Raw genomic sequence first — 11,567 nt, 5'->3', positions numbered from 1 at the left:
AAAATCGCTTATCAGCTCTCTTCTTGCGCGCTGCTCTTCTGTTTCATTTCTTCGTCTTCTTCTCATAATTAAAACCTCCAAAGTAGTCTCTCTTCTATTATACACTACTTCAGAGGTTTACACAAATTTTAGGATAGACTCACCTACGGTGAAGGGTCTGATAGCATTTTCAGCTCTGTTGTTGTCGATAGGAACATCACCATCTTCAAGGAACGTATACAGATATTTCTTTTCATTGAGAGTATATCTGACTGCGTCGACAAGCTTGTTCTTACCGCTGACCTGAAGCTCTTCAGTCCATGCAAAGAAAGCATCAAGTAAAGGCTTGATCTTTACAAGACGCTGCTCATATCTTTCATCAGCAGTAAGTTCTGTCATCAGTTTTTCTTCATGATATATCCTGTTGCAGAAATCTACACCTTTGCTTGCTTTTACTATAAGGAATTTATTTTCAGAACGACTCCCCTTTATTTCATCTATGCTCAAACAGCCACACAATGTAGGGAGCGAGACTTTCTTTCATCAGCGTGAAATAGTATTCCTCGGTCTGCGACAGCCAATCGTCCGTGACGCTTGTGATGTAGTAGCGAAGAACATCGTCTTTTTCATTGAAATTGCGGTAAAAAGGCACCCGCCCCACCTGCGCTTCGGTGATGATATCCACAACAGTTGTCTCGTGATATTCACGCTTTTTCAGCAGTCTGATTATTGTTATCCTTGTTGCTGCCGTGCTTGGCAGGATTGCTGTTCGGGCTGTGATGAACCTGATGCTCGGCGGAACGCTGTTCAGAGGTGATTTCCTGTGAGTGAAAAGAAATCAACCGGCAGAGGCAAATGGGCGCTGATCTACACGGGAGCTTTTATCCTGTCATTCGCGGCTTCTGCAATATTCAAGATGACATACGATCCGACGCACGGAAAATACAAAGCCGACTGGAACGATTCCGTCGAAACGGTCTATACGGATATTTCCTACGATTCGGGCAAGGCAAACAAGTTTGACCTCTATGTTCCTGCCGACACCTCAATGGAGCGCTATGGGCTTGTGGTGTATCTTCTTTGCAATGAAATTACATTATATACAAAAAAGATGTAAGAGTTTTTGGCTCTTACATCTTTTTCTTAGCTTAATGACGTTAACCTTTCGGACTGTCATTTTATCATTAAAGGATATTGAGAAATAATATTGAAGATATTAATTATGAAAAAGCATTATTTTGTGTAAGCTCAGAATTCTCCGTAAAGAAGACCTGTCTGGATAGCACAAGCATCTTCAAGTGTTACACCGTTGCCTGTATTGCTTACATCAGCATTTATTCTGCCCTCGGGTGTGAGCTCATACTTATTCGGATTAGCCATTACCTGCATAATGAAAACTACATCTGCAAGATCAACGCCGTCATCAACATTAGCATCGCCCTTCTTTCCGGGAGCTTCCTTTCTTTCAGCCTTAGGAGCAGCCGGCTCGGAGTCCTTTTCAAGGTATGTGAATCTTCCGGCCTTTGATCCATCAATATGATAATTTGTTGATGCATACCAACGCATACCTTCGCCGTAGTCATGATATTCAAATCTGCCGCTGATAGAGATATGATCGCCTACCTTGAGGTTGCTGTAGTCACTGTAGCGTGGGTCAAATGCGAATACATAACCGCCTGTAACTGTGAAAATATCGTCATCGAATTCAACTTTTGTTACCTCAACGTCTTTAAGATCAACTTCATACTGGATCATATGATCAGCTGCAAGTCTCTTATCAATGATAACGTGTGGGAAGTCCTCCTTGATCTCGATAGTAGCATACTTTTCGTAATCATTGCTCTCGGAGATCAGCTCATACTTACTATCAAGTGCGCCGAATGTATCACGCTCAGGTATATAGTAGAAGTAGCCATCTACCTTGATAACGTCGCCGCGGCCTAACTCATATGGATCAACGTCTTCGCCTGAGAAATTCCATACTGTACCGCTGGCATCAACGATGCTTCCGAAATCAATGTGATCGACAGTGATCTCCTTGTTGATCCAGTAATAAACATAATCAAAGAACTTAACAGGATATTTGCCCTCAGGCTGTTCAGCTACGCTGATCTTTCTTTCAGTTGGCTGATAAGCTGTTGTTGTGGTAGTAGCTGTAGTTATATTCTCAACGTATGTGGTAGTAGTAGTCTCAGTTACTTCAATGAGATTTCCGTCTTCGTCTTCCTCATACCAGCTTGAAACACTGAAGTTGCCACAGTAGTTTGCAACGTACATCTTACTGTCAACATTGTAGTAGATGTCCTCATCAGCATCATAAGCAAATACGCCCTCAAAGCAGTATGAATTGCCGACAGCAAAAATTCCTGTGTAGTGCTGTTTACCGCTGCTTACATATACCTTCATGCCATTGCTGAGATAAAGTATATCATCTGTTGCTTTAAGAACATCTAAGAAGCCGCCTTCCATCTTTATCTGTGGAAGTGAAGCTATCTTTTCAGCAAGCTCAGGTGAATCTGCGGTGTACTCAGGCATAGAGAGCTCAATTGAACCCAGTACATTCAGGTAAAGATCCTGAGCTTCATTGTAAGCAAATATACCCGAAATATCGAGCTTGTTGCCCTTATTGTACATTCTGTTGTATGTCCTCTTTTCACCGCAGGCAATATAAATCTTCTTTCCGTCTGCAAGTGTGAGTACTTCTTCTGAAGCATCAACGACCTCGACGCCCTTGTATTCCAGTTGTACTCTTGGTAGCAGTGCACCCTTCTCAGGTGCTGACGGTGTTTCAACAGATTCTTCCGTTGTTTGTACTGCCGGAACTATAATAGTTTCTTCGGCATTGGCTGTTATAGAAAGCTGTGAAGAAAAAGCAAGCGTCAATGAAAGAAGTGCTGCTAATTGTTTCTTGACATTCATTTTAAATACCTCCATATAAAGTATTTTTATGCAGATACAAATTGGTTGCGTCCATATCCGCAAAAGTTTAGGGATTGAGATAAATATGTTTGAGAGCGTCCTCTCAGGTGGTAAATTTATTCATGAATAAATCGGACGGTTTAAAACCTTTACACTTATTAGTCCTTAGAAAATTCCAAAACACTCACACTTTTTCAAAATTTTTTTGAAGAAAAATATAATTCTTCACAGTATCAACGATATATAGCCAAAAAACTGCCCAAATAATTCTGTTAGCTTAAAGTAAATAAGTAAAATATAAATTATTTAATAGCTCATGAGTGTTTTCGGGTTTACAAACAGACTAAATTATAGTACAATTATATAGTATTGGAGGTTTTGATATGGAAATACCATTGCATGGATCTTTTTACCCGCAGATATTTTTCGGCGGGTATTCAAAATACAGCACAGCTTCATATAATATATTTTCAGCCCTGCATGGTCTGTTGTCACAGTCACGGTGTCTGACCACATTTGAAAAGCTCTTTGAATCCACTTCTCCCGAAAAGGCGCGAAGTGAGAACGGCGCAGACCACTATGACCGATTCATTAAAGGTGACAAGGACGGAATGACTGAAATCATCAAAGAATACAAGGACGGTCTGTCACTGTATTTGAACAGCATCGTTCGCAATATATGCGAGGCGGAAGAGCTCATGGAGGAGACATTCGTTGAACTGATAGTGAAAAAACCTAAATTTTCAGGAAAAAGCTCCTTCAAGACATGGCTTTACGCTATCGGAAGAAATATAACCTACGATTACATTAAAAAAAGCTCTAAAAATCACGACCTTCCTATTGATGAACTTTACGATCTCTCCGATGAGGTCAGCCTTGAGAACTCGTATATACGACAAGAACAGAATATCGCCCTGTACAGAGCTCTCGGCAGTGTCAGTACGGACTACGGACAGGCTCTGCATCTGGTCTACATCGAAGGGCTAAGCATAAGTGAAGCCGCACTGGTCATGAGAAAAACACATAAACAACTGGAAAATCTTATCTATCGCGGCAAAAAAGCTATGAGAACGCAGCTTGAAAAGGAGGGCTTCGTCTATGAAGGACTATATGCAGGTAAGTGACAGCGTTTTCAAAAAAGCAGAGCAGCGTATCGCAGAAAAGAAACGCCGTTCAGCCATAGTCAGACGAAACGCATTCGCTGCCGCAGGTGCAGCAGCTGTCCTGTTCGTAGTGCTTTTGCAGAATGATGATATCCGTGCTGCACTGAGGGCGCTTCCAAAGGTTGCAAGCAATGCATGGTCTGATAACACGCCTGCTACAACGCAGATCACAACTCAGCCTCCTGTTACTACAACAGAGACTACCACCACTACAACTACTACTGCAAAACATACAACGACCGAAAAAACAACAACTTCTACCGAGACTACGACTACTACAGCCGTGACTACCACTTCTCCTACTGAAAATATGATAAAGCTCTACCTGATAAATGACGGAATAAGAGTCACATCTGCCGATTATGAAAGTATAACTCTGAGCAATGGCTACAGGGTAAGCTTCGTCTACGGAGCCCCTGATCTCAGAGGATTGTTCAAGGAGGATGATATCGTATCATACAAATGTTCATTTGCTTATGATAAAAATGCCAATATCTACTATTACCTGAACGGCTGCTTTGAAGCCGAACAAAAGGTCATCAAACCTTCTCCAGGATACGACGAGAACGGCGATTATATCGAACCTGTTACCGATGAATACAGAGGAGCTCCCGATCCTCCTCCTGAGAATAAAGATGACTATGATAAAGATAAAGAGCTCGCAAAGCTTAAATATGACGACAGTATCCCCGCTCTCGATTACAAGGATATACAAGAAAATCCCGATCTTCTTTTAGCAGCGTTCGGTACCGATCCTTTTGAACCTGTCCATATAAAGATCAAAGTAACGGGTCTGAAGATAGTGGAATCGGATTGGTACGAAAAAGTATCCGAAGACGGCAGAAAATGGTATTTATGCACCTCTATGGCTGACGGAATGACATATGATGATCTGCTTGCTATAGATAAAGGCGATATCATTGATATGATCGGATTCTTTTCCTATGATCCTGATAAAGATGTCATTATTGCAAGTGACATATGCATAAAAAAAGTAAACTGATACCAAACAAAAAAGGACGGAGATCTCCGTCCTTTTTTATTATCACCTTTATTCAAGATCTGTAACAGCACCAATAAACAGCGGAACATTGTTCTTGTCCACGATCATATAAACAAACGGTCTGTTCAGATCAATGTGGATCTCCTTCTTCTGTATAGGAGCAGCTGAGGCGATAGACATGAGTACAGCAGATACTGCCGCTGCCTTTGTGCCCTTTTCAGTTACTTCTATCCTTGTCTTGTGAAGCACATCGCTGATGTAGGTATTCTGCGCACCGTCAACTGTACGGTCATTTATATCTGAGAAATTCGCATTTTCAGGATCAAATGCCGTTCCCATTCCCATTTTTGCAAGCACTTCCTTCAAGCCCTTGCTATAGTTATACTTGAACTTTGGTATCATAACATAAAGGTCAATGGTATTAGGATCAACACACTCCTTCAGACCTTCCATGAGCTTCTCAGCATCAAGTCCATTTACATAGTCCACAATATTCTTTTCCTTGGGAAGTATGCCCACAAAGCTGTAATCGCTGCCAACATAATTCTTCTTGAATGCGTCTGCATCACCGAGGTCAAAGTACTGTCTCTCCATGCTGTGCAGTTCCTTTATCGGGTGCTCAATACCGTTAAGGTCTGTGAACTTGCCGTCGGTAGAGCTTCTGTAAACGCTGCTCCACTCTGCCTCAAAATAGAGAGTGTTTATGAGCATCATCACGATCTCTTCCTTATCATTGGGAGTAAGCGCACCGTCATTGAGGAGCTTAGGTATCATTCCCTTTGTATTCTGATTGCACCAGCTGTTTACGTCTTTGACAGTGGTATCATCAAACGGAGCCTTGAATATCTGTGCATCATAGTACTTCTTGTTCGCCTCGAGGAATTTATCCAATACCTTGAAGTTATCCTTATCCTTGAACCATATGGAGTTTGCAAGATATATCTTTTTTGCCTTCTCGTCAGGAAGCTGAGAAGCATAATAAGCCATATATTCGTTTATCTCGTCCATGGTCAGACCGTTTCCGAGAAGCTTTTCAATTTCCGTTTTAGTCTTGCCTTCAGCACCATTAGCAGTCATTGCAAGGGCTGTTGAAAGCGAAAGCGGCGAGATAAGCAGATTTTCCTCACCTTCGGTCGTCGGATCAAAGCAGTTTTTGAGCACATCTACGCCGAACTTCATCTCAGCAGCCGCAAATTTCTCGTCGGTAGACTTTCCTTCGGAAGCCTCAACATTTATTTTGTTGTCAAGGCGTATGCTGTTTATATTTGCAATGCCGTTGAAGGACTTTTCCTTGCCGAGAAGATAGTCCTGTACCTGTCGGAGGTCATCTTCGTCGATCTTGTCATCAAAGTTGATGTCACCGTTGAGGAACTCTGCATCGCTGAGCTTAGAAGCATCACTGCCTGCAATGAGCTTTCTGTAGGCAATAACATCGAAGCAGTCCACAACTCCGTCATCATTGATATCGCCATAGAAATGGATGCTGAGTGATCTTACTGAGGTGAGTGAATCGAAATCAAAACAGTCGTTATGGAATTCATAGTCATATGTCTCAATATATTTTTTCAGACTCGTAAATTCATCCTTATCATAAGCTTCGATCTTCAGCGTAACGACCTCGTCTTCCGAAAGCTTATCGAACAAATTGCAGGTAATATTCCATTTGTTTTCCAGTTCACGGCTGTTTTCAAACCATTCACCGCCTACTTCAGGAGAACGGAAACGCAGATTGAACGAATGATATGTCGGATAGTAACCATTATCATCAGGCATAATAAGACAGATCTCTCTGTAATATTCACTCATATCGTCATCTGTATCTATACGTGCGATATAAGCGTTTTTCAGTTCGAGTTCATACGGTTCGTGACCTATTGTCACTCCTCCGATAGAGTAGCCGCCTATAGCAGATACCCTCGAAGGCGGAGGCGGAAATATTGCCGCTGTACCCATAGCCAGTGCAAGACTTATAACACCTGATGTGATCCTTTTGAATTTTTTCATATTACTTTACTCCCTTCATAATAAGTATACTTTTTCATGTTTTTGCCGTGATAATGTGTTCGCTTCTGCGGGAAATCCCATTGCTCATACATTGCTCAAACGTTATCGCCATAATGTAAAGTGCTGCTCAACAGCTCTCTTCTCATGATACACAGGTCAAGGCTATCCAGCCTGCCGTCTTTGCAAAAGTCGGCATTACGCCAGTTTCTCAGCTTCGTGTCCGATATTCCCAACAGCCATTTCTGAAGCAGTACCAGATCGGCAGTATCAAAACTTCCGTCAGAATCAACGTCCCCTCTCAGCTGTTCTGCCCAGCCGCTGTCAGGATAGGATTCATGCTGAGGAGTATCACCGCTCTCGTGAAACGGAGTTATGCTCACATGATCCACCACAAACTCGGTCTGTTCAAAATCAGGCGTTCCTGCCCAGTTTTTCGGAAACCAAAGTCCCAGCCAGAACCTGCTCTCGTTAGTAGGTATGAACTCATAGGAAGTATACGTCAGAACGTCGTCGAAGTAGTATTCTACCCTTGGTATCTCTGAATCGCTGCCCGTATGCCAGTCAAAACGATAGGTGTGGAACTCACCGTCTGCCTGATCGCCGCAGTATGGCATAACAGTTTTGTGCTCATTGCCGCCCTCTCCGATCCAGGTGGTACAAAGCGCATGGCTAAGACTCAGTTCGTCATTTTCATCTCTTCCCGGGAATTCGATATCTATTTCATGATTGACGATACTGACATCATCGCCTGAATATTTTTCCTCGTATTCAAACGTCCACATAGCCGAGCAGCAGCCAAGCTCAGGAGCTATTTTAGCACGTATCTCATAGCTTCCCGACCCGAAGTAATCCTTCGTGGCAATAGCCCCTCCGCATCGCATACCATCTGCCCGTCGGCTCTTGTCGCGGTTGATGCCGCGAAGCTTCCCTCTGTAGCTGTTCCCGAGCCCTGTGAGCACCAATTTACCGTCACGAAGCGCAACGTTTTCTGCTATGACACCTCCGTTGTAGTCCTGCCTGACACCGTCAGAAGTCACCGTACCTCCCCAGTTCTTTTCAGCAATCAGCCATTTGTCATTATCAAGACAGCTGTCGCTGAAATCATCATAGAAGACATCTGGGTGCTCATCTTCCGCAGTTGCGGTCAAAGGCACAGTATTAAACAGCAGTACTGCCTGCAAAAGAAGTGTCAAGCTCTTAGCAATGAAGAACTTCTTCAATTTTCTCATCTCCCGCAGCGTGACAAAAAGTCACATTATTTCACATCATATAAACTTCCGAACTTCTCACCTCCTCAGTTTTATTTGACACGTTTGCGAAATAAATCGAACAATTTACACTACATATTATAACATACGATTTTTAAAATAGCAATATTTATCAGAAATTTTTCCGACAAAAAAGGCACATCTTAAAGATGTGCCTTTGATATCACTCCTGTGATTCTGTCGGAGTCTCTGCGTTTTCTTCCGAAACTATCTCAGCTTCTACGACCTCAGCAGGCTCCTCGATAATAACCTTTGCACCGCACTTGTCGCAGAACACCTGATCCTTTTTGATCTGTGCGCCGCAGTTTGTACAGAACGCCTTATCTTCAAGAGACATGAGAACTGCTTTGAGTTCATCAAGCTTTGCATTCTTCTCCTTTATATCTTTTACAGTACCAGCGTATTCACTGTCAGCTTCGTCTGCCAGCTTTTCAAACATTGCCTTGCCGAGTACAATGTAATCGTTGTTGATCTCGTTCTCGATATCACTGATCTCACGCTTTACCTTTGTTTTCTCGGCAAATTTCTTTGAGTTGTTTGAAACTGTCTTAGCTCCTCGCTCAACAGACTCGCCGAACTTGCCTGCAACGCCTTTAACTGAATCTAAAAATCCCATATCAATTACCTCCTGAATGATTTTATTATTATTATTTTAACACATTTGATTTGTTACGTCAAGTATAACTCGGCTTCTCGGTTATCTTGAACCTTACAGCATTGAGTGCTCTTACAGCTACGTTGGAAAAATCGCTGCATACTGTAGAATACAGCGTCATTATCACATCGTCCGCCGAAAGCTGGTCGCCGATATCGCAGTTCATCACGATGCCTGCACTCATATCTATCTTGTCATCTTTTGTGAGCCTTCCTGCGCCCAGAAGCAGCGATGACATTCCCAGCTCCTCACAGTCAAAGCCAAGTATCTTCATGTCCTTTGTAGCCCTTATCTCGTACTTCAGCAGCGGCTGCGGAAGCAGACTGACATCGTCACATATTTTTTCATTTCCGCCCTGAAGTCTTATAGTCTCACGCAGCACATCAAGTGCTTTTCCCGAGGCCACAGCTTCCTCCGCAAGTGCTCTGCACTCATCGAAAGTACCCTTGCCCGAAAGCTCCAGCATATAAGCTGCAAGCTCCATGCAAACATCATACAGAGTTCCCCTGGACTTGCCCTGAAGCAGCTCAACAGCTTCTTTAACTTCAAGTGCATTGCCGATATTCCTGCCCAGAGGCGAGTTCATATCCGTAACGATAGCTTTGCACTTCTTGCCTGCCGATCTGCCGACTTTTTCCATAAGCTGCGCAAGCTTCTCGGCATCTTCACGGGTCTTCATGAAGGCTCCCGAACCGTACTTCACGTCAAGCACAAGACAATCTGCGTTCATAGCCAGTTTTTTGCTCATGATGCTCGCACAGATAAGCGGGATACTGTCAACAGTTCCTGTAGCGTTTCTGAGGGCATACATTTTCTTATCGGCAGGACACAACTCGCCTGTCTGAGATATTATGGAAAAGCCTGTCTGTCTGAGAATATCCTCGAACTCATCGATAGGCAGATCAGTCCTGTAGCCGTCAATGCTTTCGAGCTTGTCGATAGTACCTCCTGTATGTCCGAGACCTCTTCCCGACATTTTTGCAACACACACGCCGCAGGCTGCAACGATCGGGCCTATTATAAGAGATGTTTTATCACCTACACCGCCTGTACTGTGCTTGTCCGCAGTAAACGGGATACCGAGTCTTACGATATCACCGCTGTCACGCATTGCAGCTGTCAGCGCAAATGTCTCATTTTCGGTAAGACCGTTTATGCACACTGCCATGAGCCACGCCGACATCTGATAATCGGGGATCTCGCCGTCGGTATAGCTTTTAACAAGCCAGAATATCTCATCGTCCGACAATTCCTGCGACTTTTTTGTTTTATTTATTATGTCAATTATGTTCATGATCCACCTCCTATATTTTCATTTTATCATAAAATATATAATATTTCAATAGTTTTTGTGAAATTATACTCTCTTTTTTACAAATTATTCATTATCACCGTAAATACAACAAATGGTACTCCAAGAACCGCGCTCCCCAGCAGGTCAAAAAGATTCAGCGGCACTTCGATACCGATAAGTCCGCCGTACTTGTTGACGATAAACAGCGCTGCTATACCTGTCAGAGCTCCCGTCAGCATTGACAGGAGCTTTTTCTCCCGCCTTAGATAATATATTAGCATTATTGCTGCGACAGCGCCGCAGAGTATCCTGAATATTGTTTCTGTATCCATATTTTACCTCTCACATCAGTATGTATCCCAGTGCGATTATCAGCTTGATATCCGCGCCCTCTTTTATCAGCATATACAGCAGTGCCGCGATAAGCAGCTTGTCACTGTCCATGCCTCCGTCAAGGAACTCCTCGAAAAGTCTGTCAAGCAGTTCACTTTTATGCATCTTGCGTGAGATACGCTCCTCTCTCGCACAGCACTCCTCTTTATGATCGGGCGGCAGGTCAGCAGCGGCTTTTCTGATCCTGCTCTGATACAGCCTCGCCGAATCATTCCTTCTGCAATTACTGTCAAATACCGACATAGACCTGCCTCCTTTCACTCATATAAGGTCTTGCAGAAGACCGTTCTCCTTTGCGATATTCCATACCGCGATCAGGCGCATGAGCTTTATCGCCTTATCCACTCTTTTCTGCTTTTCCTCGCCGAGATGTGGCTTCAGAGCCAGCAGAAGATCAGTATTTTTATCCTGCTGCGAAGCTGCACTGATAAGACTTGTCAGTTTCAGTAATGAACCGATATCAGGTTCGACCTCGGAGGACTGTTCAGTTTTTTCTTCTGTTTCCTTATTCTCCTCTGATACGAGCATCTGTGCCAGCTCGGAAAGCTGCTTTACGCTCTCCTCATCGGACAGCAGTCCGCTTATCCTGCTCATGATATCGTCCATTGGCTGCTCCTTATTTTTTTCCGCCTGTAAGCTTGGCATAAAGTGCTTTTGCCTGCGGTGTGCTCATCATCTTCTCGACTATATGCGGATTATTTACCGCCTGCTGAAACCGTGCCGCGTCACTCCTGTTCATAGCTGACAGTGCACTGTCGAACTTCCCTTCTTCAAGCTCTGAACGCAGCTTTTCAGGCGGCACACCTATCTTTTTGCTCACCACATTGAGAAGTCCCGTTATCTTTTTAGGGTCGATATTGTTCATAACTGCCTCCAAAAATGTACATAG

14 protein-coding genes are annotated in these 11,567 nt (G+C 43.4%); 3 read left to right on the top strand and 11 right to left on the bottom strand.

Features of this window, described 5'->3' with window-relative positions:
• Positions 1-117 precede the first annotated feature (117 nt).
• Positions 118-486, bottom strand: coding sequence for a transposase (locus tag K6G33_RS05660; protein WP_296777207.1), 369 nt, complete (start codon positions 484-486; stop codon positions 118-120).
• The gene (locus K6G33_RS05655) at positions 473-697 is read right to left on the bottom strand and encodes a hypothetical protein (RefSeq protein WP_367270482.1); all 225 of its coding nucleotides are present in this window, start codon (positions 695-697) and stop codon (positions 473-475) included. Before K6G33_RS05655 ends, K6G33_RS05660 begins: the two co-directional genes overlap by 14 nt.
• 105 nt (positions 698-802) lie before the next feature.
• Between K6G33_RS05655 and K6G33_RS05650 the strand changes: the two genes are divergently transcribed.
• Complete coding sequence (locus K6G33_RS05650) at positions 803-1,096, top strand: hypothetical protein (RefSeq protein ID WP_296777203.1); 294 nt, start codon at positions 803-805, stop codon at positions 1,094-1,096.
• A gap of 131 nt (positions 1,097-1,227) precedes the next feature.
• Here K6G33_RS05650 and K6G33_RS05645 read toward each other — a convergent pair whose 3' ends face one another.
• A complete protein-coding gene (locus K6G33_RS05645; protein ID WP_296777201.1) occupies positions 1,228-2,898 on the bottom strand; it encodes a hypothetical protein in 1,671 nt (556 codons plus the stop codon).
• Between the two features lie 383 nt (positions 2,899-3,281).
• Here K6G33_RS05645 and K6G33_RS05640 point away from each other — a divergent pair, with 383 nt between their 5' ends.
• Together K6G33_RS05640 and K6G33_RS05635 are read left to right on the top strand one after the other, a co-directional pair.
• Positions 3,282-4,022: an RNA polymerase sigma factor gene (locus K6G33_RS05640; protein ID WP_296777198.1), complete on the top strand. Its 741-nt coding sequence runs from the start codon at positions 3,282-3,284 to the stop codon at positions 4,020-4,022.
• A complete protein-coding gene (locus K6G33_RS05635) occupies positions 3,997-5,064 on the top strand; it encodes a hypothetical protein (protein ID WP_296777197.1) in 1,068 nt (355 codons plus the stop codon). The genes K6G33_RS05640 and K6G33_RS05635 overlap by 26 nt, the downstream gene beginning before the upstream one ends.
• A gap of 48 nt (positions 5,065-5,112) precedes the next feature.
• Here K6G33_RS05635 and K6G33_RS05630 read toward each other — a convergent pair whose 3' ends face one another.
• The 8 genes from K6G33_RS05630 to K6G33_RS05595 form a co-directional block, all read right to left on the bottom strand.
• Positions 5,113-7,068 (bottom strand): serpin family protein, encoded by a 1,956-nt coding sequence (locus tag K6G33_RS05630; protein ID WP_296777194.1) that lies wholly within the window; start codon positions 7,066-7,068, stop codon positions 5,113-5,115.
• Positions 7,069-7,163: 95 nt separating this feature from the next.
• Positions 7,164-8,288 (bottom strand): family 16 glycosylhydrolase, encoded by a 1,125-nt coding sequence (locus K6G33_RS05625; protein WP_296777192.1) that lies wholly within the window; start codon positions 8,286-8,288, stop codon positions 7,164-7,166.
• Positions 8,289-8,499: 211 nt separating this feature from the next.
• Positions 8,500-8,952 (bottom strand): zinc-ribbon domain-containing protein, encoded by a 453-nt coding sequence (locus K6G33_RS05620; RefSeq protein WP_296777190.1) that lies wholly within the window; start codon positions 8,950-8,952, stop codon positions 8,500-8,502.
• A 58-nt stretch (positions 8,953-9,010) separates the two neighbouring features.
• Positions 9,011-10,285, bottom strand: coding sequence for a thymidine phosphorylase (locus K6G33_RS05615; protein WP_296777188.1), 1,275 nt, complete (start codon positions 10,283-10,285; stop codon positions 9,011-9,013).
• Between the two features lie 77 nt (positions 10,286-10,362).
• Positions 10,363-10,617: a pro-sigmaK processing inhibitor BofA family protein gene (locus K6G33_RS05610; protein ID WP_296777185.1), complete on the bottom strand. Its 255-nt coding sequence runs from the start codon at positions 10,615-10,617 to the stop codon at positions 10,363-10,365.
• Between the two features lie 10 nt (positions 10,618-10,627).
• Positions 10,628-10,921 (bottom strand): hypothetical protein, encoded by a 294-nt coding sequence (locus tag K6G33_RS05605; RefSeq protein ID WP_296777184.1) that lies wholly within the window; start codon positions 10,919-10,921, stop codon positions 10,628-10,630.
• Positions 10,922-10,939: 18 nt separating this feature from the next.
• The gene (locus K6G33_RS05600; RefSeq protein WP_296777182.1) at positions 10,940-11,284 is read right to left on the bottom strand and encodes a hypothetical protein; all 345 of its coding nucleotides are present in this window, start codon (positions 11,282-11,284) and stop codon (positions 10,940-10,942) included.
• Between the two features lie 10 nt (positions 11,285-11,294).
• Positions 11,295-11,543, bottom strand: a complete 249-nt coding sequence (locus tag K6G33_RS05595) for a hypothetical protein (RefSeq protein ID WP_296777180.1) — start codon at positions 11,541-11,543, stop codon at positions 11,295-11,297.
• Between the last annotated feature and the right edge of the window lie 24 nt (positions 11,544-11,567).

The organism is Ruminococcus sp., from assembly GCF_024691275.1.
In the GTDB taxonomy this organism is placed as follows: Bacteria; Bacillota; Clostridia; order Oscillospirales; family Ruminococcaceae; genus Ruminococcus.
This window is presented reverse-complemented; position numbering and strand designations above follow the sequence as displayed.